At 33.8% G+C, this 26,042-nt stretch carries 16 protein-coding genes and 1 tRNA gene; 3 read left to right on the top strand and 14 right to left on the bottom strand.

Translation table 11 applies throughout. From position 1 onward, the window contains the following. The first annotated feature begins 54 nt into the window (after nucleotides 1–54). Nucleotides 55–1,122 (top strand): heparin lyase I family protein, encoded by a 1,068-nt coding sequence (locus C8N41_RS01545; protein ID WP_249033216.1) that lies wholly within the window; start codon nucleotides 55–57, stop codon nucleotides 1,120–1,122. A gap of 122 nt (nucleotides 1,123–1,244) precedes the next feature. Here the strand turns inward: C8N41_RS01545 and C8N41_RS01550 are convergent, their stop codons facing one another. From C8N41_RS01550 to C8N41_RS01610, 13 genes are all read right to left on the bottom strand, one after another. Beyond that, nucleotides 1,245–2,765, bottom strand: a complete 1,521-nt coding sequence (locus tag C8N41_RS01550) for a RagB/SusD family nutrient uptake outer membrane protein (RefSeq protein WP_115837959.1) — start codon at nucleotides 2,763–2,765, stop codon at nucleotides 1,245–1,247. 45 nt (nucleotides 2,766–2,810) lie between these two features. Then, on the bottom strand, nucleotides 2,811–5,876 hold the full coding sequence (locus tag C8N41_RS01555; protein WP_115837961.1) for a SusC/RagA family TonB-linked outer membrane protein: 3,066 nt from the start codon (nucleotides 5,874–5,876) through the stop codon (nucleotides 2,811–2,813). Nucleotides 5,877–6,358: 482 nt separating this feature from the next. Continuing rightward, the gene (locus C8N41_RS01560; RefSeq protein WP_115837963.1) at nucleotides 6,359–7,123 is read right to left on the bottom strand and encodes an SDR family NAD(P)-dependent oxidoreductase; all 765 of its coding nucleotides are present in this window, start codon (nucleotides 7,121–7,123) and stop codon (nucleotides 6,359–6,361) included. Nucleotides 7,124–7,149: 26 nt separating this feature from the next. Then, nucleotides 7,150–8,541, bottom strand: coding sequence for an MFS transporter (locus tag C8N41_RS01565; RefSeq protein ID WP_115837965.1), 1,392 nt, complete (start codon nucleotides 8,539–8,541; stop codon nucleotides 7,150–7,152). Nucleotides 8,542–8,554: 13 nt separating this feature from the next. Beyond that, entirely contained in the window at nucleotides 8,555–9,256 is a 702-nt protein-coding gene (locus C8N41_RS01570; protein ID WP_115837967.1) for a FadR/GntR family transcriptional regulator, read from the bottom strand. 100 nt (nucleotides 9,257–9,356) lie between these two features. Then, nucleotides 9,357–10,235: a PKD domain-containing protein gene (locus C8N41_RS01575; protein ID WP_249033217.1), complete on the bottom strand. Its 879-nt coding sequence runs from the start codon at nucleotides 10,233–10,235 to the stop codon at nucleotides 9,357–9,359. 25 nt (nucleotides 10,236–10,260) lie between these two features. Next, a complete protein-coding gene (locus C8N41_RS01580; protein WP_115837969.1) occupies nucleotides 10,261–11,703 on the bottom strand; it encodes a RagB/SusD family nutrient uptake outer membrane protein in 1,443 nt (480 codons plus the stop codon). 28 nt (nucleotides 11,704–11,731) lie between these two features. Further along, nucleotides 11,732–14,851, bottom strand: a complete 3,120-nt coding sequence (locus C8N41_RS01585; RefSeq protein WP_115837970.1) for a SusC/RagA family TonB-linked outer membrane protein — start codon at nucleotides 14,849–14,851, stop codon at nucleotides 11,732–11,734. A gap of 291 nt (nucleotides 14,852–15,142) precedes the next feature. After that, a complete protein-coding gene (locus C8N41_RS01590) occupies nucleotides 15,143–15,517 on the bottom strand; it encodes a cupin domain-containing protein (RefSeq protein WP_115837971.1) in 375 nt (124 codons plus the stop codon). Between the two features lie 6 nt (nucleotides 15,518–15,523). Next, nucleotides 15,524–17,812 carry an alginate lyase family protein gene (locus C8N41_RS01595; RefSeq protein WP_211318176.1) on the bottom strand — a complete coding sequence of 763 codons (2,289 nt, stop codon included), beginning with the start codon at nucleotides 17,810–17,812 and terminating at the stop codon, nucleotides 15,524–15,526. Nucleotides 17,813–18,005: 193 nt separating this feature from the next. Then, nucleotides 18,006–19,031 carry a polysaccharide lyase family 7 protein gene (locus C8N41_RS01600; protein ID WP_115837972.1) on the bottom strand — a complete coding sequence of 342 codons (1,026 nt, stop codon included), beginning with the start codon at nucleotides 19,029–19,031 and terminating at the stop codon, nucleotides 18,006–18,008. Between the two features lie 60 nt (nucleotides 19,032–19,091). Beyond that, the gene (locus C8N41_RS01605; protein WP_115837973.1) at nucleotides 19,092–21,410 is read right to left on the bottom strand and encodes a chondroitinase-B domain-containing protein; all 2,319 of its coding nucleotides are present in this window, start codon (nucleotides 21,408–21,410) and stop codon (nucleotides 19,092–19,094) included. A gap of 349 nt (nucleotides 21,411–21,759) precedes the next feature. Continuing rightward, a tRNA-Leu gene (locus C8N41_RS01610) sits at nucleotides 21,760–21,841 on the bottom strand. A 144-nt stretch (nucleotides 21,842–21,985) separates the two neighbouring features. Here C8N41_RS01610 and C8N41_RS01615 point away from each other — a divergent pair. Together C8N41_RS01615 and C8N41_RS01620 are read left to right on the top strand one after the other, a co-directional pair. After that, nucleotides 21,986–22,927 carry a ribose-phosphate pyrophosphokinase gene (locus tag C8N41_RS01615; RefSeq protein WP_115837974.1) on the top strand — a complete coding sequence of 314 codons (942 nt, stop codon included), beginning with the start codon at nucleotides 21,986–21,988 and terminating at the stop codon, nucleotides 22,925–22,927. A 165-nt stretch (nucleotides 22,928–23,092) separates the two neighbouring features. Continuing rightward, the gene (locus tag C8N41_RS01620; RefSeq protein ID WP_092446375.1) at nucleotides 23,093–23,728 is read left to right on the top strand and encodes a 50S ribosomal protein L25/general stress protein Ctc; all 636 of its coding nucleotides are present in this window, start codon (nucleotides 23,093–23,095) and stop codon (nucleotides 23,726–23,728) included. A gap of 76 nt (nucleotides 23,729–23,804) precedes the next feature. Here C8N41_RS01620 and C8N41_RS01625 read toward each other — a convergent pair whose 3' ends face one another. Then, the gene (locus C8N41_RS01625) at nucleotides 23,805–26,042 is read right to left on the bottom strand and encodes a patatin-like phospholipase family protein (protein WP_115837975.1); all 2,238 of its coding nucleotides are present in this window, start codon (nucleotides 26,040–26,042) and stop codon (nucleotides 23,805–23,807) included.

Raw genomic sequence — 26,042 nt, forward strand, 5'->3', positions numbered from 1 at the left:
CAAAAACAGCTTGCTACTTATTGGAATCGTTTTATTCTAACTTATATAATATGTATGATGAAAAGACCTTTTTTTAATTTAACCATAGCTTTTTTAAGTACAACACTAGGTTTTTCTCAAACCATTTTAAGGGCTAATGGACCAGGTAATACCTATGAAGACATTAATACTGTTTTAGCTCCTGGTTATAATGCAGTAGAAACACCAGACTGTGCTCATCATAATTTTGGGAGACATATAGATGAAGTCTTTGATGCTGAACTCAACACTAACGTGTTTCAATTTATAGCACATGTAACACCAGATAATGACCGTTGTAAAAAGTATGATAGACAACGTGTAGAAATCAAAACTTATGCCTCTTCACCAGATAATTTAAAGGCAGAAGAAGGAGAAACAGTGCACTATAAATGGATGTTTAAACTTCCTCACAATTTTAAGGCCTCTTCTAGTTTTACACATATTCATCAAATTAAAGCAGTAGGAGGTCCTTATGCTTCTATACCAATGATTACTTTAACACTTCGCGAAGGCAATCCGGATCGTCTGGAATTGAGGTATACAGCAACCAATAATCAGGCAACAATAAAAACCGTTGATCTCAATTTACTAAAAGGCCATTGGGTCTCAGTTAGCGAAACCATTAACTTTGCTAATAAAGGCAGTTATAGTATTCATATAACTCGGGTTTCTAATAATGCTACCATTTTAAATTATACGAATTCTTCTATGGATACATGGCAAGATGGAGCGCTGTTCTCTAGGCCAAAATGGGGCATCTATAGAAGTTTAAAACATCGTAATGCGATTAAAGATGAAATAATTCGTTTTGCTGATTTTAGTATTGAAGAATTGGGACCATTATCATTATCTGAGCTACAAAAACGTGCTGATAACACTATGTTAGTTGCAGTAGCAACAAAACAACTAATTAATTTTAAGACAGCTAAACCAAAAGATTATGACGCAATTGAATTCTATGATGGTTTGGGGAATATTGTAGCTTTAGAAAACCGGATTAAACGCTTTAAATTAGATATTTCAGGTTTAAATTCAGGAGAGTATTACATCGTCTTTAAAAAATCTGAACAGCGCGTAAAAGTTTTAAAAATTAGTATTTAAAGTCTCATGGACTTCAAGTTATATTTACACTTAAAAACGTTCATTTTTACAATAAAAAAACTGTCCTTGCATATATATTACATATAGACACAAGGACAGTACCAACTCAAATAATTATTTTATTATAGACCTCCTAAGTTAGGATTTCTATCAATTTCATCTTGTGGGATTGGAGTATCATAATCCTCTGACGAATTCCAATCTGGTTTTAATCCCTCATAACCCGAAGCTCCAAATACTTGGTCTCCCAATTGTCTTCTTTTAATATCGTACCATCGTTTACCTTCAAAGGCCAATTCTATTCTGCGTTCTTCTAGTACATCTTCTACTGTAATAGATGTAAGGTCTGCTGGTACAGAACTAGAAGGAATTGTTACCTCTGTATAACCACCAGAAGTAGACTCACCACCATTTCTTGCTCTACTTCTAACTTCGTTTAAATAACCAAGTGCTAAAGGACTTCCTATTTCAACACCTGCTTCTGCAGCGATCAATAATACTTCAGCATAACGCAACATCGAATAATTATGACTCGTAGCTCTTTTATCACCACGTGCAAAATCTCCAGGATAACGTGAGTACTTAGCGATATATGGACGGTTTACAGCGTGTTCGTGTCCGCTAATGTCAAAATTATTATAATCTACTAATGTTTCGTTGATTGTAGCCTCTGTTTGGAAACTCACATTTTTTCTATAGTCACCATCTTCAAAAGAATCATAAACAGCCATAGTAGGGACAGCCACAGACCAACCGAAATCACCTCTAACACCTGTCATTGGTGACGTTTGATCATAACCATTATCTGGTGCTTCTACACTATTATAATCGAGTGCAAATATGGGTTCTAATGAGTTATCAATTTTATTTGCATTAAACAGTGTTTGAAAATCTGGATCTAAATCCAAATTATAATCGCCTTTATTATCAATCACTTCTTTAGCTTCATCGAAAGCCAATTGAAAATTAGTCATATCACTAGTTCCTGCTCTCGTTAAATACACTAAGGCTAAATATGAGCTTGCCGCTGCTCTAGATGGTATTGCTCTAGATGGTTGTGTATCTGGCAACCAAGTCTTAGCAAATTGCAAATCGGCTATAATGTTGTCATAAACTTGAGATTCTGGTGTTAAAGTTAATGAACTAGCGGCATCGATATCTGACACTGGTGTATCTATGTACGGAATATCTCCAAATAATCTTACTAAATGAAAATAATAAAATGCTCTTGCAAAATATGCTTGTGCTGTTACAGGGTTTTTAATTTCATCTTCTAAGTTTACATTTTCGGCACCAGCAATAGCGTTATTAGCAGCAGCAATACCAAGGTATATTCTAGTCCATGGGTCATATACCATTTCATTATCTCCTGAAATTGTATGCATATTCATTTCTACGCGTCTGGCTTGTGTAGGCATAAGATCTACCATATCTGAGCGTAACAACAACGCGATAGATAATTTTCTACCCCAAATTTCTTCATTTATAGCATGGGTTAATGAACCATCTACTGCTGTTTGAATATCTTGAGTGGTACTAAAAAAGCCATCTGGTGATAACAACCCAACAGGTTCTTCTTCTAAATCTGAGCATCCCATTATGGAGAGTCCCATCAATAACAATAATATTTTATATGAATTCATAATCTTTTCTTTTTTAATTTATACTGTATTTTCTTTAAGCTATGATTAAAACTTAGCACTAAGACTGAAACTAAATGATCTTACAGTTGGATAATTTCCAAAGTCAAAACCTCTAACTGTATTGCTTGCTGTATTGTTATTTCCAGCTGCACCGAAGTAATTAACCTCAGGATCTAAACCTGAATAATTAGTGAAGGTCAATAAGTTTTGAGCACTTACAGAAAGTTTTAAACTCTGAACACCTAAATCTTCAATAAGGTCTGAAGGGAAAGTGTACCCTATAGCTATGTTTTTTAATCTTACATAACTTCCATCTTCCACAAAACGAGAAGAAATTTCTCTAAAACTATTATTTCCGGCTCGTGGTTGATCTGTATTGGTATTAGTTGGTGTCCAAGCATTGTTATAATAATCGTATGTTGTATTAGCATCACCATTGTTTAACTGCACATTAGTCATGTTAAATATTTCACCACCTTGTGACCCTTGGAAAAAGATATTTAAATCAAAGTTTTTATAAGAGAACGTATTTGTGATTCCCCAAGTAAAATCCGGATTTGGATTACCAATCACTTTTCTATCATCGTTAGAAATATCACCACTCTCATCTAAATCTAAAAATAATGGATCACCAGCTACACCACCAGCAATGGTAGCTGTCCCTTCAGGAAAAGCACCACCTTGATATACTCCTGCATAATCATAACCATAAAACAGACCTACTTCTTCTCCCTCTCTTAAAAGAGCCGTGTTGCTTACACTAAAATAACTTGGCGCACCATTTTGAAAATAATCATCACCATTTATTAAAGTTTCAACTGTATTTTTATTCCTAGAGAATACTAAATCTGTAGTCCATGAAAAATCATCTTTCACGATATTTCTAGAATTAATAGAAATTTCAAATCCTTTATTATTGACTTCACCTACATTTTTTAAGATTTCATCGTTATAGAAACCTAAATACCATGGTAAGCCTCTATCTACCATAATTAGATCTTTAGTATCAATATTGTAATAATCTACTGAAAGTGACACTTTACCATTAAATAAACCTAAGTCTAAACCCACATTTGTTTGATAAGATGACTCCCATTTTAAATCTGGATTAGATGGCTGATTAGGTGTAATTGCCGGAACAGTTACTCCATTACTAGAAGCATATATACTTGCCAAACTTGCTAAAGATTCATATGCTCCAATTGATGGATTTCCAGTAACACCATAACTAGCTCTTAACTTTAAATTAGAAATAGTCTCACTGTTACTTAAAAAATCTTCATTAGACATTTTCCAACCTATAGCTGCTGAAGGAAAAATGGCATACTTTTCATTTTCTGCAAAGTTAGAGGCTCCATCGCGTCTTACTGTTGCAGTAATTAAATACTTATCGTCATAATCAAAATTCACCCTTCCAAATTGTGATTGAATTTCTGTTTCATTGGTATAGATATCACCAGACTGGCCATTTATTAAGTTTGTTGCAGTCCATAAACCATAGTAAGAAAATGAATCTGAAATAGTACCTGTTCCTTCACTATAAAATCCTTTATTTTGTGACTTTTGATATGAATAACCCGCCAATAGTGTTAAATTCCCTTTTCCTATTTCTTTCTGATAGGTTAAGTAATTTTCACTTAAAATATTTTTTGATTTATCCTCAGACATAATAGCGCGTCCATCTAATCCTCTACCAGCTGTAACCGCTAGTGTTCTTGGCATGTAGATACCTCTAAATTCATTTGAAGTAGACAAACCGAATGTCGTCTTAAACGTAAGTCCTTCGATAATTTCATAATTAGCATAAAAATTTGCTCTAAAATCCTCCGTTTCGGTATCATCATCTCTTTGTGTGGCTACAGCGTAAGGGTTATCTACCTCATCTCCAACTTGATCGTTTGTAGAAAATGAACCATCACTATTGTAAATCCCTTTATCTGGCGCAAACCTCATTGCTAAAGACACGACATCGTCTCCACCCACAGTAACAGAACCATCAGATTGTGTTGTAACACCGTCTTTTTTACTTAATCTACCTGTTAAATTAAGACCAATTTTTAATTTATCGGTAACTTGAGCATCAATGTTCGATAAAAATGATACTCTTTCGTATCCTGAATTAACGAGTATACCATCTTGTTGAAAATAAGTCCCAGAAGCATAATAATTTACTTTTTCTGAACCACCTGAAAAAGACAATTGATTATTAGAAGTATTACCTGCTCTGTAGATTTCGTCTTGCCAATCCGTATCATACTCGCCTTGAACGTAAGGAGTTGTATTTCCTTGATTAGTTCTAATTTGGTTTTGGTAATCTGCAAAATCATTAGCATTCAATAAATCTAAACTGTTAGCTGTAGATTGAACAGCATATGTGCTATTTAATTCTACTGTTAATTTTCCTGCTCGTCCTTTTTTCGTAGTTACCAAAACTACACCATTAGAACCTCTAGAGCCATAGATTGCGGTTGCTGAGGCATCTTTTAGAACCTGCAAAGATTCTATATCGCCTGCTTGAGGCATGCTGGCACCAACAAATCCATCCACGACAATAAGTGGTTCACTACTAGCATTAATCGAAGTATTACCTCTAATATTAATCTTAATAGGAGCACCTGGCTCGCCACCATTATTAGATTGTACTACAACACCTGCTGCACGTCCTTGTAATGCTTGCTCTGCATCTAATACAGGAAACGCGGTTAACTCATCGGCTTTTACAGAAGAAACTGCTCCTGTAACATCGCTCTTTCTGCGCGCACCATAACCAACGACTACTATCTCACTCAGTTGACTAGCATCTTCAATCAATACTACATCTATTACTGTTTGGTCTCCAACAGCAACTTCTTGTGGTGTAAAACCAACATAGCTAAATATTAATATCGCTGTACCATCTTCTACTTCAATACTATATTTTCCATCCATATCTGTGGTAGCACCAATTGTAGTTCCTTTAACTAAAATATTGGCACCTGGTAAGGGTAATCCATCAGGTTGACTACTCACAGTACCTGTAACTGTTTGCTGAGCATATACTGCTGAGCCAAATAAAATAAATACCACTAGCGGAATCCATTTTATGTTAAAAAATTTGAGCTGTTGTTGCATAAGATTAGTTGTTTTAATTATTAATTAATTATTAGACTCATAATTCCTTCTTATTCTGCATGATGCAAGTAGAGAAAATAAGAAAAAATCAATCCAATTATATTGGTAAACCAAATTGGTATACCAAACTGGTTTACCAAATTTAGTTAATTTTCTGTTAACTACAACGTTTTCGTTAATTTATCTTGCTTTTTTTTGACAAATAACTAAATGTTGTGTTATGTTTTTTGAAAAACACTTAATGTACTAATTCTATGCACTTTAGTGTTTATTGGTGTTTACAGCGTTCGGGTCTGTGATTTAGGTGCCGAATATATGCACCTAAAATAAATATCTGAAGAGAATTATAATTTCACTAATTAGCAAGTTTTATGGCTATCTGAGCAATAATATTAATAAGACAAACAAAAACGAGCCTATAATATAAAAAAGCGCTATTGTCTTCCAACAATAACGCTTCATTCAAACTTAACTTAACTTGCTTAGATCCCTAAAGCTTGTCCACCACCAATTTGGATGGTTTCGGCAGTTATAAAAGCTGCATCTTTACTTGCTAAGAAAGAAATCACACCAGCAACATCTTCTGGTTGACCTAATCTTCCTAACATGATATTATTTGCCCAAGAAGCAAACACTTCTGGTTTAGTGGCTTTAATTTGTGCATGGAACGGAGTATCAATTGTTCCTGGCGATACTGCATTTACTCTAATACCATATTCAGCTAAATCTTTTGCTAAAGCTCTAGTAATTGCATGTACTCCTGCTTTCGATGTCCCATAGATACCAGCACCAGGTCCACCAGCAGTCCATCCTGCATTAGATGTATAATTAATTATCGAAGGGTGCTCACCTTTTTTAAGATATGGTATAGCAGCTCTTGATGCAAAAAACACCGAGTCGAGGTTAAGTGCCATTACAAAACGGTAAAAATCAGTGGTCATTTCTTCGAACCTAGATCTTCCACCAAGACCACCAGCGTTATTGACTAAGACGTCAATTCTTCCATATTTTTCGCCAATTTTCTCGATATTAGATGTCACTTGCTCCTCTTTAGTAACATCAAAGCCTAGATATTCTGCGGTAATACCAGCTTCTGTTAGCTCCTTTACTCTTTCTACTCCTGCCTCATCGTCAATACCGTTTAATACTACAGTATAACCATCAGTACCTAATCGTTTTGCCACTTCAAAACCTATTCCGCCTGTAGCTCCTGTTACTATAGCTACTTTTCCTTTGTTATTACTCATCGTGTTTAATTTAATATATAATTATGTTATAGTTTTTTTGTCATGGGTTTTACTTTTGGAATAAAAATCCAAACACTAGCCACGGTTAATAGAGCTAATGTGGCTCCTATGATAAACGCAGGTGTATAATTTCCACCACTCGTTAACCAAGGCACCAAATAAGTTAGACCTGCAGCTGTAAGTTTAGCTGCCATACCAGAAAAGCCTGCTAAAGAACCAACTGTTTTTCCACTGAAAAGATCACTTGGAAGTGTTTGTACATTTCCTATTGCCGTTTGAAAACCAAATAGAATCACAGCCATTAAAATTACTGCTGTCGTGGCTCCTGGATTTTGCATATCTGAAGCACTCATATCTGTAACACCTAGTCCGTTTAAAACGTCGATAACTGCTGTTTCAATACCTAAAGGATTTGACATCGCTAATAGTGCAGGCAACATAACAAAGCATCCAAGAGTGATGACCATTTTACGTGTTTTATCCACGTTCCATCCCTTTTTTAATTTATTACGAGCTAAGATTCCTCCATAGTATGCACCTAGCATAGCACCTGCGTAAGGAACCCAACCATATAATGCCATTGATTTCACATCCATAGCAAAAACTTCATTTAAATAAATAGGAATCCAAAATACAAACAACCACCAAATAGGGTCGATTGCTGCTGAGGCTAATATGACACCCCAACTTTGTTTATGACCAAGTAATTCGCCTGTATTAGGGTTATATTCTTGATCTTTTTCACCATCTCCATCAAAATCTTCATTTTTTTGTCCGGTTAAAATATATTCACGCTCTTCTTCCGTAATCCAAGGATGATCTTTAGGTGCAGCTTTAACTAAAATCCACCAAGGTATTAACCATAGCAAACCTGCTAAACCGATAAGAATAAATATGGTTTTCCAACTAAAATATATCGATAAGGTTGCGATTAACGGTATTGATATAATTCCTCCAATGGCTGCGCCAGAATTAAAAATCCCTTGCGCAAGGGCACGTTCTTTAGTTGGGAACCATTCTGCGTTTCCTTTGGTCGCACCAGGCCAGTTTCCTGCTTCTGAAACTCCTAATATGGCACGAAATATCCCAAAACTTAAAATACCATTAGCAAAAGCATGCAAAGCCGTAGCGATAGACCAAACACCAATAGAAAGTACAAATCCCATTCGTGTTCCTACCCAATCGAAAATCTTACCAAAAATGGCTTGACCAAACGCATAAGAAAAAACAAAAATGATTGAAATCAATGCATAGATAGCTTTTGTTTCATCTGTGGTATGACCTGGATACAAATCATTGGCAATCTCTGGCCAAAGAACACTGAGCGACGTACGGTCAATGTAATTAATAATAGTAGCAATAGCTATTAACGTCACTACCCACCAGCGTAAGCCTCCAATTTTTCTACTTTTTTGCATAATTTATTTGGTATTAAACGTTATAACAATACTGATATAACTCACTAAAATGATCTTTCATTTTTTGTTTTGCTAGTTGTGGGTTTTGTTGCTCAATAGCTTTATATATGGCTTCATGCTCCTCAATTCCCTTTAAGGCTAAACCTTTATCACACACGTGGTAGGTTTCAAAATTTGTTATAATTTCTGGCGTAATCATTAACATAAACGTGTTTATAGTTGCATTTTTACTTGCCTTAGCTATAGCCAAATGAAATAACAAATCTTCCTCTACTGCCGCTTCTCCGTTTCTCACTTTTTCTGAATAGGCTGTTAAAGCAGATTTCATATTTTCTAAATCGTTCTTTGATCGTCTTATTGCAGCTAACCTAACCGTTTTAAGCTCTAACAAAATTCTTGTTTCTACTAAGGCTTTAAAATCTTGCTCTTCTAGTCTTAGAATATCGTCAATCATTCCATTCATAGCAATGACTCCAATATTGGCTACAAAAGTTCCGCTTTGCGGCCTTGATTTTAATAAACCATATAGTTCTAATTTTTGAATGGCATCTCGTATGACACTTCTAGATACATTGAATTTTTCTGATAGCGTTCGTTCAGATGGTAATTTGTCTCCTGGTTCAAGGTTTTTCACATTGATTAATTCTCCAATTTTAGAGATAATCTCGTTTTGAATTTTTGAACTTTCCGATTTAGTTTGTGTATCTAATTTCATATAAAAAATTGTATTGATGAATCTATTTTCCTTTCAAAAATAAGACAGTAATTGTTATTTCTAAATTTTCATCTTTAATTCTTAAGATAAGGCATCTATACTACTCTACCGCCTCAATTTCAAAAGAATCTATATAGGCTTCATCGGCATCGTTATAAAAGAATATTGCTAAGGCAGAATTGGCACCTGAATTAAACACTAATGATCCACTTACCAAACTACCAACACCCGCAACATCTTCTGTATATGTAATACTAGAAATGGTATTGTCTTCTAATTGATCTATAGAATTCATTGGCTGTACCATTGCAATTGTAATACTTCCATTCTCTGCTTCTTCTTGATCTCTAAAGGTGTATTTAAATTTTAATTCATAAACTTCGTTAGGTGTAAATTCTCCAATTAACTGGTACCCTATTCGGTCTCCAGATTTTGGTAATTTTGCTCCATTATTTCCTTCGTGATATCCGTTTGATGAGGTAATTTGAATTACACCTCCTAGATCTGAGTTTCTCCACGGATCTCTACTATCGTTTCCGTTATCAAAACCAGCTTCAAGGATGACTGGAATTAATGTTGGAGGCACAATTGGCTCTACTACATTTATTTCTTCGGAATAAGTACTAGACACACCCAAATCATCAGTTGCGGTTAATGTTACAGTATAAGTTCCTTCTCCTGGAAAGGTATTTATTCCATCTAATTCGGTAGAACTGTTACCATCGCCATAATCCCATACGTAACTAGTTGCACTTCTAGATTCATTAGCGAAGGTATATGTTAAAAAATCTGCAGTAGGTGACACGGTGAATTCTGCTGATGGTGGCGTTAAATCTTCTTGAGAATTAGCTTCAGGCAAATCAAAAGCTAGTGCATCTATTGTAGGATCACAACCCACAAAAGCAATACTTACAACAAATAGTAAAGTAGCCATGAGCTGTTGTGAAACGCCTATTTTTAATCTATTAATATTTTTCATTTTAAAATGTATTTAATTAATATTTTTAATAGTTAGGGTTTTGAGTCATTAAACCATCACTTATATTAACTTCATTTTGTGGTAGAGGTAATAACAAGTCTGATGATGTAAATCCAAATCCGTAAAGTTCAGAATAAGCCGATAATACTTCTTGTGCTTTTCCTAAACGAATTAAATCGAATAATCTATGGTTTTCAAAAGCTAATTCTACACGTCTTTCCATTAATAAGTCGTCTACTGTAATTTCGGTAACAGGATCTGTGAGACCTGCTCTGTTTCTAACCTCTTGAAATGAGGCCAATGCTGCGGTTGCACTCGTTTGTTCTGCTCCAGCCATAATGGCTTCAACATGCATTAACAATACATCTGCATAACGTAGAACTATCCAATCATTTCCGGCTAATTCTGGGTTAGGACTTGAAGTAAAATTCGCAATAGGAGTATCACCTCCGTTGTCTCCATCAGGAAAATACTTAGCACATTGATATCTTACCGATGTTAAATGCACAGGATCTTGTCTAAATGAATATTGTGATCGATCACCACCAAATTCGTTAAAATCATCAACTAAATCATATGTTGCATAATTTAAACCACTAGAGTTTCCTACTCCGTTCATCCATTGTGCAGAGAAATTTTGACTATCATTAATACTTTCATAGCCTATAGCGAAAATAACTTCTGAATTTAATTCTGAATAAAATACGTCATTGAAATTAACTAACGTATAATCTGGGTTATTAATAATCTCTTCTAATAATAATTGTGCCTGTATGTATTCTGGTTCTTCTAAAGTAAGGTAAACTTTAGCTAGCAATCCTTGTGCTGCAGCTTTAGAAGCTCTCGTTTTATACGTATTATCCAAACCTAACACGGCCGTTTGTAAATCGCTTACGATTAATTCATAAACCAAATTTTTATCTACCCTAATAAATTGCGTATCTTTTTCTAAGGGTGTTAGTACATGGTCTATTAAAGGAATATCTCCAAATAATCTTACCAAATTAAAATAAGCATAAGCTCTAATAAATTTTGCCTCTGCCTCTATAGCGGTTGTATCATCGCTAACATTTCCTAAATTTTCTAAAACAACATTAGCTCTAAAAATAACTTGGTAAAAACTAGAATAATAATTTGCAACTAAACCGTTAGTTGCCAAAACATCGAAGGACTCAAATTGCCCTGAATCGGAAAAATCATCTGGATCGGCAATTTTAGTTGCTGTATTACCACTTCGCATTTCTGTGAGGTAAAACTCATATTGTACACCATGATTTTTATCCTTGTCGTAACTTCCATCACCTTGAATAGCATCGTAAGCACCCATAAGAGCTGTTTCTAACTCATCTAAAGTTGTGTAATAATTTTCTGAGGTAATGGCAGAGGTTGGTATAGGCTCTAAATGATCGCTACACGATACTGCGATAACTCCTATTAATAATATCTGTATATATGTTTTAATTTTCATAATAAAGTTTATTAGGCAATTATTTTTTTTAAAAATCTACATCTAATCCAAAAGAGATTGTTCTATATATAGGCGACCCTCCTCTTTGGTAGCCATACTGCGTTGGACTAGTTTTATCTAAAGCTTCCGGGTTCCACCCTGTATAACCATCTGCCGTCTTATACAATAGATTCTGACCAGATGCATATACTCTTAACTTAGATATACCTAAGTCCGTTACTAAATCTTCTGGAAAACTATATCCTATATTTACATTTCTCAATGCAATGTATGACGCATCTTGTATTATACTGTTTGTAAAATACTTATCTACTAAAAACTCTGTATTGTAAGAATCTGGAACCACATCAGAAATTAAGGTTCTGTTATTGTTATGACTAAATAAATAGTGGTCTCCGATATTTCTCACCTCAGCTCCATGCGAACCTTGGAACATAATTGAAAAATCGAAGTTTCCAATTTGGAAGTCATTAGTAAAACTCCAAATTAACTCTGGGTAAGGGTTACCTAAAATGGTCTTATCTTCGTCATCCAATACTCCATCACCATTTAAATCCTTTACTTTAACCAAACCAAATTGATTACCAACATGTCTGTAAGGTCTATCCCTATATTCAATAGGAACTTCAGACTCTACAACGTAACCATAAAACGACGATATTGGCTGCCCTTCTTGATTGATCCATTCCGCCGGTCTCGAAGGATCTATACTTGTAATTTGCCCATCTGAATCTGCAAAATTTACTAAGGTATTTTCATTGGTGGTTGCTATGACTGTAGATTGCCAAGAGAAGTTTCTTTTGTTGATATTTCTTGTTCTTAACTCAAACTCGAAACCTTCGTTTTTTACTTCACCTAAATTAACCAAAGCACTGTTAAAACCGGTCGTAGATGACACTGGGTTATTCAGTAATAATTGGTCACTTTTTCTTTGATACCAATCTACAGAACCTGTGATTTTATTATTTAAGAATCCAAAATCAATACCAGGATTAATTTCAATTAAACGTTCCCATTTTAATTCAGGATTTGCCAAATTTAAAGGCGAATACCCTGTGGTTATCGTTCCATCTACAACATAAGATGTTAAATCTAATAATGACAAATGCGGATAGTAATCTTGTAACACATTCTCTGAACTCAACACAGAAGTACTACCCTGAGCATCTGGATTAACGCTTCCTGTATTTAAACGGTCATTACCAGTAACACCATAACTAGCTCTTAATTTAAGTGATGAAATAATATTACTATCTCTTAAAAAGTTTTCTTCAGCAACATTCCAACCTAATGAGGCAGCTGCGAAATTACCATACTTAAAATCTGAACCAAAAATAGAGCTTCCATCACGACGCATACTAAGTGACATTAAGTACTTATCATCGTATGCATAATTTAATCTTGAGATAAATGAAATCCCTCTTTTTTGCCATTCCATACCAAATGTTTCTGCATCAACTATACTAGTTGCTCCTGAAATTTGCTGTACGATATCATTTTCATAACCAATACCTTTGATAGTTGAGAAAAAGTAATCTCTAGTTTCAATAGAATTACCTAAAGTAACACCTAATTCATGTTTTCCGAAACTTACATCGTAGTTTAAGAAGTTATCGAAAATATAATATTGCTCTTTTTGGCTAGTTTCAACCATATAAGCATCTGTAGTTTGTTCTCTAGCCAAAGTCCCCATATAATCGGTTCTTTTGGTATCTTGGATAGATCCCGATAATGTTGTAGTAAACCTTAGTCCTTTAGTTATTTTGTATTTACCATAAAAACTACCAAACATCTTGAATTTTTTATCCATTCTATTTCGTTCAGTAACTCTAGCATACGGATTTTGGTTTGTACTATTTCCAATATTAAAAAGCTCTTCATCAAAGACACCGTCACCATTGAAATCAAATATTGTAAAGTGATTTTGTCTTACATAATCACCAGCTTCCACAGGAAAAGCTTCAGGATTTACCATTTGCAATGTATACTCGTCATGATAAATTGGTAACCAAGGTTGATGCCTTGCTACGTTATGAACAGATTCTGCAAATCTTACTCTTTCTGTAAAGGATGGGCTTAAATTGATACCTACAGAAAATTTCTCATTTATTTTATTGTCTAGTTTTAATCGGGCACCATATTTAGTATAGTTATCACCGAGCAACACCCCTTCGTCGTCAGAATAGTTTAAACTGGCCGAATACTTGGTGTTTTTATTACCACCTCTAAATGACATGGCATGACTCGTTATCGTTCCGCCATCAAAAAACACATCTTGCCAAGATCGGTCTGTACCAGTTTGTAATTGCGCTTGGGTATAAATAGAAATTTCCCCATTATCTGCCATTTGTTGATCTGCCCATTCTTGTGTAGTATAACCATAGGCATCACTTTTTCTAGCCTCTTTAAAACCAGTATAGGTACTATAGGTAATTCTTGTTTTTCCTTCTAAACCAGATTTCATGGTAATCATAATAATACCATTAGAACCTTTAGAACCATAAATTGCAGCCGATGCCGCATCTTTTAATATTTCAAACGATTCTACATCGTTCATATTCAATGACCCTAAAAAATCAGGATCTACAATTACTCCATCAACCACTACCAAAGGAGTAGAATCACCAGCCATAGAACCTACACCACGAATTGTAATTGTAGGTGCAGCACCAGCTTCGCCATCTGTAGCTTGTATATTAACACCTGAGACCTGCCCTACCAAAGCGTCATCGACTCTTGACACTGCGATTTGACCTAAATCGTCATTTACTACTTTGGATATCGATCCTGTTGTATGACTCTTCTTCTGCGTTCCATAACCTATTACTACAATTTCATCTAGCACGCTAGCATCTTCAGTTAAGCTAACATTAATAGTTGTTTGATCACCAACGGTTACAAGTTTTGTCCCAAACCCTAAATAAGAAAATTGTAACACATCTCCTTTACTAGCCTGAATTTGATAATTTCCATCAAAATCTGTTGTGGTTCCCTTAGTCGTATTTACAATTATAATATTTACCCCAGGAACCGCCATGCCATCGGTTGCAGAAACTACCTGACCCTTAATATTTACTACCTCTTGCGCATTTAACGAAAAGCACATTAGAACAAAAATAATCAAGGTTGATTTAATTTTTAATTTCATAATGAATAGTTAGTTATTACTTATTTGATTGTTATTTAGTTTATTGCTGTAACCGTATTTGAGTAACATTTTGTAGAAGTCTCACCATATGTTCCCTTTAAAATGAGACAAAAAAAAATTGGTTAACCAATCTGGTTTACCAAATATATATAAAAATTTGTTAATTACAACGTTTTCGTAAACTTAATATGTTAAAACAACCTATAATTAAGTTAAATATCGACTAGAGGGTGAGGGTATGAGAATTCTAGCCCTATATATTTATTACACAGGGCTAGAAGATTGTAATTATTATTTTTTATCTCCAAAGTATGAAACTTCACCACCTGTTAAGAAATCTTCTCTCACCGGACTAAAAGTATCAATGAGCATTCCTTCTTCTAAACACACAGCACTATGCATTAAATTAGGCTCTATGTATACACCATCACCAGCTTCTACTATTTGTTTAACTCCATCTATTTCAAATTCAAATTTTCCTGAGACACAGTATGTAGCTTGTGTATGAAAGTGCTGGTGTGGAGATCCTAAAGCTCCTTTTTCAAATTTTACTTGAACCATCATAATTTGGTTATCATATCCTAAAAACTTTCTTAACACTCCTCCTCCGAGAACTTCCCACTCCATGTCTTTTGTAATAATGTACTTTTCACTAAATCTTTTCATAATTTTTTAATTTGTATTGGTTTCTGTGAGCATATAAGGTCCTTTCCAGGTATACTCTTTATCATTTATGGTTAACATATGTTCCGCTTCTTTAGAAGCATTTGTATTTGACGTAATAAATAGTTTTGTTATACCTTCTATATTTGTAATTGCAATTACCGTATAGTCATGGGTATCTAAAAGCACTTTTAATTCTTTAATACTGCTGTTAGAATTAATTGCAGATTCCGTAACCGGACTATAACTACCGTGTGCTTCTATAGTTGACACAAAGGTGGTGTTTTTTGTATTTTCTCGTCTTAAGAGTAAAGCAGGATCACGCCTTAAATTAAATTCTGGGTCATTTGCTCCTATTCTTGTAAATAATAATTTGTCTTTATTATTTGTAATAGTGGTTAACGTGTAGAATTTTTTATTGTTCAACCAAGAGAGTTTAGAATTATTTCCTTCTGCCTGAGCCATACCTTCAACAAATAAGTGCTGATAACCATTTTTAGTTCCTAAAGGTTTTAAGACTTCGGGAGTCTTGTATTCAAAGTTGGTCTTAATAACTTGACCTAAGAAATAATAAGGAAAATCGTATTGGTTAGCTTTATTTGAAGTGACTCTCATAATGTCTAATACATATGGTTTTTCAAGATCTGAGTCATTAATAACAGCCATTGTCCTAAGCATTTCAGTTTCTGGATAAGCATTCTGCTCTATAGCACTTGAAACTTGAACTTTTCTATTCTCAGAAGAAAAGTAATGTAGGTCTGAGTGGTGTAAGCTTCCTATATCATATTTCCCTTTAAAATGAGAGGTTTCGTTTACCGTTAAAGTATTGTGAGCAATAGTCTGCTTGGCCCAAGTTTTATTTTCTTTTAGATAATTACCACCTCCTTTTTGCTCAATATTTACAAAACGAGCTAAACCATAATCTTGAATAATTTCATCTCCGTTCTCATACAACGAATAAGACAACTTATCATAATGTCCATGGCTAGAACCTTGTGCTGCATATTTAAACACTAGTTCTATTTCTTTATTTCGCAAAATAGCGACACCTCCTTGTGTACCATTGGGTCCATCGGATAAATTAATAGATTTTTTATTAAATGGTTCTGCTTTACCCTCTTTTAGCCCAAGTGCTACAGCTAAACCAGAATCATCCAACAATACCTTATTTTGTTCTTTTGCAATACTCAGTAATCCTGGATCTTGCGTTCCAAAATGATACGAAATATCAACAGCAGTAACTAAAGCATCGTTGTAGTAAGACATGCCTTTTTGACCATCATTAAGTGGAAAAAAATCACCATCGGCATCAGATAAATTTAATAGCGCGTTAATAGATTTTAGAAGCACTCCATCTTTATATTCAAAAATCTTTAATTCAGGTTTTACATTATGAAGTCCTTCTGCAAATATTAAAAACGGATACATAGCATAACGCTGATAATAAGGCCCTTCGTTGTAATAGCCATCAGGAGAAAAGGGTTCTTCAATATTAGCCAAAAACCCAGCTTTACCATCTTTATTAAGGAAACCGCCATCATCATCTTTTTTTGTAGTATCTAACTTTAAATCTTTAATACCATAGAGTGCACGATCTATTAATTCTTCATCATCCATGACCAAACCAATCATACCAACAGCTGCATTTCCCCAAGTACTATGATTATGAACACGTTGATAAAACTGAGGACTATCTACAGATATATGATCTGCAAAAGGCCTAAACAGATTAGTCTCTAGTGCATTACGCTCTTCTTCCGATAGAAAATTATAAATACAATCATAAGCCTGACTCACGTAAACTAACCAATTAGAATCATTTAAACATTGCCAGAACAATTTACCTCGTGCATAAGATCTCGTTTTGGGATGTAATGGTAATGTTTTGTACATCGCTTCATATTGCATCAACATATCCTTGACATACTTAGCGTATTTTTCATCATTTAAAATTTGATATAACACACCTGCTTTTTGCATCACAATCATATTGCGTTTATGACGTACATGTGTGTATCCTCCGGAATAATCTACTGGTATTGGAGTATCTATGCCCTTTGCTATTTCGGCATCAATTTCCTCCTGAACCGCTTTTAAAGTGTGATCGAAAATTGGAATACTTCCCAATTGCGCTCTAATATCTTTTACACCTTGTGCTGTGAGTATAAGCTTGGGGTGACTATTTACAGTAGTTGTTGCAGTATCTTGTGCTTTACTTGTGCTTTTTTCTTTTTGACAAGACAACATAACCATACTAAAGATAATAAGCTGAAATAATTTAATCCATGAAACTCTCATAATAAAGCGGTTTTCAATTGGCTTTCCAAATTGGTTTACCAATATAGTGATATTTGTTAATTTAAAATAATTCGATTCTTCTCTTAAAATTAAGTTGTTATTATTGATGCAAATTCTATTGTAAAAACTAGTATTTCTTCTTCTAAAATAATAAGGCTACGACATTGAATAAAATTATGGAGTAGTGATTGCTTTAATGAACTATGCTTTTCCCTAAAGTGGCTTCTTTAAACCATACTTCTGCATAACTTCCATTGGCATATTGTTTTTCTATATCACCAGCATATGTAGCAGACTTTGTTGTTTCTCCGTTCGCCTGATTATAAGCTCCTTGTTTAAAATAATTAAGTTCACCAGCATATGCATTTGCTCTCTCCACACCTATTGGTCGTCTAGAGCCATACACTTTAACAATCTGTTGTGGAATTTTAGAGGGTGTAGTAAAATCTGATTCTATTAAACTCTTTGTAAATGTTTTAGATTCATGACCTTCACTAGTAAAAGTTAGAGACATTAAACCGTTATGTACATTAATCTCGTAACTAAATACTTCACCTAAAGCAATACCATCTTTGGGTTCTTTAGGATATGTGGCAGGATCAGAACCTACAACCGAAAAATCGTATCCCCAAACTACGGTAGAATAATCCCAACGACCAGAATTATCACCTTCGGTATTTATCTCATAATTCCAAAATACAGAACCTTTTGTATGATTTGGAAATTTCTTGTAATAAATTTTAAGTGGTTCATTTTCGTGACCTTCATCGCTATGAATTTGCCCAACAACTACGGAATAGGATGATGCGACATCGGCATTTCCCGTGGTAGACACCTGTTGTACTTTTAAAGTTCCGGTTAATCTTCCACCAGTTTCTGGAACCCAATGCGCTTTTTCTCCAAGTTCCGTTCTCGTATTACTCGAGGTTTTAGAAGTAATACCCGAATTTGGAGTTTTATAAACAACCCAATGCTCTTGTCCATCATGCTCAACATAAAAAAAATTCTCTTTTTTATAATTGATTATTTCATTTTTATAAGTTCCATCTCCTAAAAGTATTGTCCATTTGTCCATAAACGGAATAACATCACTTGGATACTCTATTATCTCTTTCGTTTTTGAGGTTATTTGCTGAGGAGTTTCTGAAGATTCTGTAATCTTCTCTTTACATGCAACGCATATTAAAAACAAAATGCTAATACCCGATATTTTCTTCATGAATTAAATTTTATACTATAAATAGAACATAGCAACAGTAATACAAAACATAAGTGTTCATTAATACATTAAGGTCATTACTAAATTTTCTTCTGTTTTTATCTCGCCAGAATTGATAAGAATATTTTCAGAATCCTCATTATTTTTTGCTCCCCAAAGTATGGATACAAATTTTACAGGATTGTTTTTAAATGTGTTATTGGTAATATTTACATTCACAATACCATTATGATTAAATAATCTTTTGTTTTTCTCTTTAGCACCACAATTTGTAAAAGTGCTATTAGCAATTAAAAGGTTTCCTCCAATAGTAGACTCGTCATAACCACCTCTATAATAATCGACAACATTTTGTTTTACGTTATTGAAGTTACAGTTGTTAATAGTTAAATATTCGGTGTTGTAATCTCCTCTATCATTTGTTTCTTCAGATAATTCTATGCCATTTTCACAATTTGAAATAGACGTATTTTCAAAAGTTATACGTTCAGAAAAAGATTGTTTGTATACTTTTAAAACATAGTTAAAATCATTGATTTCTGTATTAGAAACCATTAATCCAAAATGATTAGACATATTCTTTTTTAAACTCGCAAAGGCATAATTAGAACCATCACCCTTTAATTTCAAACTTTTCACCGTTAGTTTCCCTCTAGGTTGTAAAGAAAATAATGGGGTTTTTGAAGCACCAGAAAAAATTAGTTCCGTATCACCATCTGACTGAATTGTAAGTGTCTTTGCTATTTTTAAAGATTGAGAAATTGAATACGATCCATCGGCTATTGCAATAATATCTCCATCATGAGCTGCATCAATAGTCGGTTGTAAATCTTCAGCTTTAGTTATGGTATGTATTACTGGATCTTTGGTTTCAATAACATTAGAATACCATGACGCTCCGTACTTGGTTTTATCTAAAATATGCGGATTATTAAAATCAACACCAACCACAGCACCTAAGCTTTTACTGTTTGTTCTAGAATTGCCAAATAAATCGTTTTTAATAGTTTCAAAATCAAATCCATTGTAAATCTCAACCTCCGTTGGAACTCCTACGGGAATCATAATATTCTCAGACACTTCTTTCAATTCTAACGACGCAGGAATTATACCTCCATCAAAGTCTTTAAAAGGGACTCCTTTATTATCAACTACATTATTTTTAAAAAGTACTCCATCCGCCTTGTCATTTTCTATAACAATATGTTTTAATCCCTTTTCATTGTAGATTACATTATTAGCAAATGTTGTTCTTATGGCTCTAGCAGAACGAATTTCTGATTTTGGTAAAACATCTGCCTGAGTAATGTTGGTACCTACACCAAATTGCCATGGAGAACTACAATTAACAAATGTATTGTAAGCTACCACAACGTCTGTAACTTGATTGTAACGGTTTAATGGTGATTTTGGAATCCCATTCATTACCGCTAAAGGACTTCTAAAACTGTTTCCTTTTAAATTGAAGAAATAATTATTAGTTACCCAATGTCCTGTGTTTATAATACGAATACCACCATAGTTTTCATTTTCGCCATCACCAATAAAATAGTTACCATCAATAGTCACATAGTTGCCATGTCGCGTTACAACAGAACCTTCACTTTTATAGAAAACATTGTTCTTAATTATGTTGTTATTTGTTTTACTTGAAATGATTTCAACTTCACCATTACATTCTTCAAACAAGTTATTTGCAATGGTTGTATTACTTGGACTCATGGACGTAAAACTACTGCCTAGCTGAATTGTTTCTCCTCTCGCTCCCCCTTTTCTAGGTCGAGGTCCAAAGTGATTATTTGTAATTTTATGGTAATTTCTAATACTTTGAACGCCCTTCAAATCCACCCTTACCGTTGGTCCACCATTAGTTTTTCCGGCAATATAGCAGTGACTTAACTCATTATGTCTACCATAAAACTGCACCCAAAGATCATCGTCATCGCGTTGTAGTTTATTAAAATCTACAATTACACAATTGATAACTTTACAGTGATTAGCGACCGTATTTTTGTCTAATCTAAACGCAATTACGTTCTCCGTTGGTGAGTATCCGTTTCTAAAATGTAACCCACTAACTTCTAAATACTCTCCTCCAAAGGCTAAGTTTGAAACTCCTTCAATATAAACCTTACCTTCCGTTTCTGCTTTAATGATTATAGGATTGTCTTTGGTTCCTTGTCCTGTGAATTTTATTTCAACATCTCTCCAAACACCATTTTTTAAAACGATATGGTCACCTGGTTGCGCATTTTTTATCGCCTCATTTAATTCTTTAGGATTAGAAATTAATTGATCTGAATTGGTATTAATTTCTGTTTTTTTACCACATGATAAAAGCATTAATAGAAAACCGATAACTAATAGAAATTTTTTCATTTATATATTTCTTTATGTTTTTGATGTATAGTTTTAAGTTGGCAAAAGGTTCTTTTTTGCACGAACAAAAACTGGTTAACCAATCTGGTTAACCAAAAATAAGATAAATTTTCAGATTATGAAACCTATTAAGGTTAATTATGCATATAATTAGGTTAATAATATAAATAAATATGAGTAAATAAATGATTTATATCGCGTTATTTGGGAAAGTTGAAGGGACGCAACCCACACATTTAAGAGTAGTGATAATCGATAGTTTTGACTAAATAATGACTAAAAACTACATAAATATAAAATAAAAAAAACCGCAAAACACTCATTAATAGTTTTTTACGGTTTCACCTAGTACTCAAGGCGGGAATCGAACCCGCACGTCTTGCGACATTGGATTTTGAATCCAACGTGTCTACCAATTCCACCACTTGAGCATTTTTCGGATTGCAAAAATAGAAAAAATATTTTTGAGAACGCACTAAAATTAGTAGGTTTTATGCTTTTTGTAGTAAAATAATTTTCTAAATTTGAACCTTATAAAAAACCCATCGCTACACTAACTAAATAACTGATATCAAATGCCATACGAAATGCCAGAAGCAAAAATTTTCGCTTGTTCACAAAGTACTTACCTCGCAGAAAAAATAGCGAAGACCTACGGAGTTAAATTAGGCAACGTCATTACCTCTACTTATAGCGATGGTGAATTTCAGCCTTCATACGAAGAATCCATAAGAGGTACACGAATTTTTATTATCGGTTCTACACATCCAGGACCAAAGCATTTAATGGAAATGTTACTAATGATTGATGCCGCAAAACGTGCTTCTGCAAGACATATTACAGCAGTTATGCCTTATTTTGGTTGGGCAAGACAAGATAGAAAAGATAAACCTAGAGTTCCTATTGCTGCAAAACTAGTAGCTAAAATGCTAGAAGCTGCAGGAGCCACAAGGATTATTACCATGGATTTACATGCCGATCAAATTCAAGGCTTTTTTGAAAAACCGGTAGATCATTTATTTGCTTCAACCATTTTTTTACCATACTTAAGAAGTTTAAATTTAGATAACTTAACTATAGCATCCCCAGATATGGGAGGTTCTAAACGTGCTTATGCCTATTCTAAAGCTTTAAAAAGCGATGTGGTTATTTGTTACAAACAACGTGCTAAAGCTAATGTTATCTCTCATATGGAACTCATAGGAGATGTGACTGGCAAAAATGTAGTTTTAGTAGATGATATGGTAGATACCGCTGGTACACTAACCAAAGCTGCAGATTTAATGATGGAGCGTGGTGCTCTAAGTGTAAGAGCAATATGTACTCACCCTATTTTATCTGGAAACGCCTACGAGAAACTAGAGAACTCAAAACTTGAAGAGTTAATTGTAACCGATTCTATTCCTTTAAAGCAAGAAAGTAAAAAACTTAGAGTCTTAAGTTGTTCGGATTTGTTTGCAGAGGTAATGTACAATGTACATCATAACAAATCTATAAGTAATAAATTTGTAATGTAATCTGGGCTAAAACAGTTTTTTTTACAGTTAAAATCACAGACTATGCTCTTATTAAGGCCGTGGTATTAAAAAATAGTGGACTAACACTAGTATTTTCATATAAAATTTCTAAATTTGCAGCCCTCAAAATGAGGGAATTAAAATTTAATACTAAACATTTCAAAAATGAAATCAATTACAATTAACGGATCTCAAAGAGAAAGCGTGGGCAAAAAAGCAACAAAAGCCTTACGTAATGCTGGTCAGGTTCCTTGCGTTATGTACGGAGGAGACAAAGCATTCCATTTCTCAGCACCAGAATTAGCTTTCTCAAAACTTGTATACACACCTAACGCACACACAGTTGTGATTGTTTTAGATAACGGTGAAGAATACAATGCTGTAATGCAAGATATTCAATTTCACCCTGTAACAGACAGAATTACACACGTAGATTTCTATCAAATTTTCGAAAACAAAGCGATTACAATGGAAATCCCAGTGAAAACAATAGGATCTTCTAAAGGGGTAATGAATGGTGGTAACTTAAGAATGCCTTACCGTAAACTTAAAGTAAAAGCGATTCCTTCTAAATTACCAGATTTTATTGAGATCGATATTACTCCATTAAAAATTGGAAGTAAATTCTACATTACAGAATTAGCAAACGAAGATTACAAATTTTTACACCCAGACAACACTGTTGTTTGTCAAGTAAGACGTAGTAGATTAGCTGTTGTAGATGCTGATGACGATGATGAGGATGAAGCAGGTGATGTACCAGCAACTGAAACTGACGACGTAGCTGCAGTAAAAGAATAGATAATACTATTTACAATATTAAAAAGAGACTTTCTAAACAGATTGTCTCTTTTTTTTATGCTCTATTTTAAAAGTATTAAAACCAAAATCCAAGGTTAAAAAACCAATGGCTATCACCAGTATCTGGCGAGTAAGTATATTTACCTTCTAAAGGCCCTAAAAATGTTTCTAAGGAATACCCAAGAGCATAACCACTATATCTTGAAGCGTCAAAGAAATCTCCAGTTTCAAAAATATCATCATCTATATTAGCATAGTTTGCTGCGGCTATAATATGGTGATTTTTATACACTTCAAAATCTAAAGTAAAAGTCGTTTTAACAAAACTATCTCCGGTTAGACTTAAGTAATCGTAACCATAAAACGAATAAAAATTATTAATAAAATTAACTCCGTAACCTCCAATTGCAAATCCTAATGCACTGGTATTATCATCTCCAATTTTAAAACCTCCATGAGCTTCTGTTTTAAAAGATAGTTTATCGCTAAAACTAAAAGCATAGCCCATATCTGCTTTGGCTATCGAAAAATTTAAAAAATCTTCATTAAAACCCGATGCATCTAGATATAAGTGAAAGTTTCCATTGAAATAAAATCCGTTTTTAGGAAAATGAAAGTTATCATAATTATCAAATTTTAAATCTGCAAAAACACTGAAATAATCTGTATTTTCAAACACAATACTATTTTCGTCATCGTCATCTAAAATGGTTTCCGATGTTATTTTCAGTCGCTTATGTTCTACTCCTAACTGTAGCGCAAAATCTTTTCTAAAGAGAGTCTGTATGTAAACTTGATTGGTGAAATCCGACAATTCGGCATCAATCTTATTTAATCCGTCCAACAGAGGAGAGTCTTCATCTAACGCTAATCTAGGATTCACATTTTTATTAAATTGATTGTAACGTGATTTTAAACCTAAACTAATATAAAATCCTTTATCAATAAAATAGTCAAAATTATACCTGGTATTATCTCCTAAAATAATATCTAATGATGCTATATCATTATTAAACAACAATTTCTTTTTTGTGAGGTTAGCCAATAAGGCACTTTTGTACAGTTCGTCATAATGTATACCTAGCCTCAAGAATGTTGTAATTTCAGACTCTTTAATGTCCCCTATAAGATTAAATTCTGATGCCTTACCTGTAGGCTCTAAAGAATACCTTAGCGCATCAAAATTATTAGTAGCTACCAAGTTATTGATCCCTTGCCTAAAATCTGAATAGCTAATCTTTTCATCATCTTTCAGCTTTAATTTACCAATCATAAATGCTCTGGTATAGCGTTTATTCCCTGTTAAAGACACGTTTTTAATTCTCAGACTATCTAATAAGTTTAAACCTGTATTTTCCTTAGTCTTTGGTTGTGTTAATTTTATAGCTGTAAGCTCTGAAATTTGTGTTCTTGCGGCTTCTTCTCCATGTGTAATAATATCTTTGCCTTCATCAAACGAGATTACAGAATAATCGGTAATGTCTGGCTTAATATAAATATCCACTAAACTAGATTTATTTTTCATGGAATTGATGGTCCTAAAATTACTAATCTGCATTAAAATATCAGGTGCTGATTTTAGAGATTCACGATCCTTTAATCCATCTTGTACATCTACACCGATAATTACATCCATACCTTTGGCTCGTAATTCTTCAACCGGAAAATTATTAGTAACTCCACCATCAATTAGTATATCTCCATCGATAACTACAGGTTGAAACAAAGAAGGTAAAGCTCCACTTGCTGTAACCGCTTCTGCCAATCTACCCTTATCCATTATTAAAGATTCTCCTGTTTCTATATTGGTGGCAATACAGAAAAAAGGAATTGGCAACTCACTAAAATCTCTTATATCGTTTACAGGAAGCATTAGATGGTATAACAAATTATAAACATTTTGTCCACGAGACAATGCCGAAGGTAGTGAGATTTTAAATTTATCAAAAGGTAGTGTTACCGCATATTTTTGAGCATTCTCACGCTCATAAAAGGACTTAGAAGCTCTAGGAAATTTATCATTTATTAAAACATCAAAATCTTGTTCTCGGAAGATATCTTCTAATTGCTTTCCAGAATATCCTGATGCATATAAAGAACCAATAATAGCTCCCATACTAGTACCTGCTACATAATCTATTTTTATACCTAAACTATCAATAACTTTTAGCACACCAATATGAGCAAAGCCTTTGGCACCACCTCCACTTAAAACTAAACCTACTTTAGGCTTAGACTGAACTTCGGTATTTTGTGCTTGTATTGAAAAACATACAGTAATTAATATAATGAGCAAGCTATTTTTTAGTGTCAT

Source organism: Winogradskyella sediminis (assembly GCF_003387355.1).
Lineage (GTDB): Bacteria > Bacteroidota > Bacteroidia > Flavobacteriales > Flavobacteriaceae > Winogradskyella > Winogradskyella sediminis.

Excerpts from the sequence above, each read along its gene's own strand:
- C8N41_RS01545 (WP_249033216.1), top strand. The coding sequence starts at position 55 with ATGATGAAAAGACCTTTTTTTAATTTAACCATAGCTTTTTTAAGTACA.
- C8N41_RS01550 (WP_115837959.1), bottom strand. The coding sequence starts at position 2,765 with ATGAATTCATATAAAATATTATTGTTATTGATGGGACTCTCCATAATG.
- C8N41_RS01555 (WP_115837961.1), bottom strand. The coding sequence starts at position 5,876 with ATGCAACAACAGCTCAAATTTTTTAACATAAAATGGATTCCGCTAGTG.
- C8N41_RS01560 (WP_115837963.1), bottom strand. The coding sequence starts at position 7,123 with ATGAGTAATAACAAAGGAAAAGTAGCTATAGTAACAGGAGCTACAGGC.
- C8N41_RS01565 (WP_115837965.1), bottom strand. The coding sequence starts at position 8,541 with ATGCAAAAAAGTAGAAAAATTGGAGGCTTACGCTGGTGGGTAGTGACG.
- C8N41_RS01570 (WP_115837967.1), bottom strand. The coding sequence starts at position 9,256 with ATGAAATTAGATACACAAACTAAATCGGAAAGTTCAAAAATTCAAAAC.
- C8N41_RS01575 (WP_249033217.1), bottom strand. The coding sequence starts at position 10,235 with ATGAAAAATATTAATAGATTAAAAATAGGCGTTTCACAACAGCTCATG.
- C8N41_RS01580 (WP_115837969.1), bottom strand. The coding sequence starts at position 11,703 with ATGAAAATTAAAACATATATACAGATATTATTAATAGGAGTTATCGCA.
- C8N41_RS01585 (WP_115837970.1), bottom strand. The coding sequence starts at position 14,851 with ATGAAATTAAAAATTAAATCAACCTTGATTATTTTTGTTCTAATGTGC.
- C8N41_RS01590 (WP_115837971.1), bottom strand. The coding sequence starts at position 15,517 with ATGAAAAGATTTAGTGAAAAGTACATTATTACAAAAGACATGGAGTGG.
- C8N41_RS01595 (WP_211318176.1), bottom strand. The coding sequence starts at position 17,812 with ATGAGAGTTTCATGGATTAAATTATTTCAGCTTATTATCTTTAGTATG.
- C8N41_RS01600 (WP_115837972.1), bottom strand. The coding sequence starts at position 19,031 with ATGAAGAAAATATCGGGTATTAGCATTTTGTTTTTAATATGCGTTGCA.
- C8N41_RS01605 (WP_115837973.1), bottom strand. The coding sequence starts at position 21,410 with ATGAAAAAATTTCTATTAGTTATCGGTTTTCTATTAATGCTTTTATCA.
- C8N41_RS01615 (WP_115837974.1), top strand. The coding sequence starts at position 21,986 with ATGCCATACGAAATGCCAGAAGCAAAAATTTTCGCTTGTTCACAAAGT.
- C8N41_RS01620 (WP_092446375.1), top strand. The coding sequence starts at position 23,093 with ATGAAATCAATTACAATTAACGGATCTCAAAGAGAAAGCGTGGGCAAA.
- C8N41_RS01625 (WP_115837975.1), bottom strand. The coding sequence starts at position 26,042 with ATGACACTAAAAAATAGCTTGCTCATTATATTAATTACTGTATGTTTT.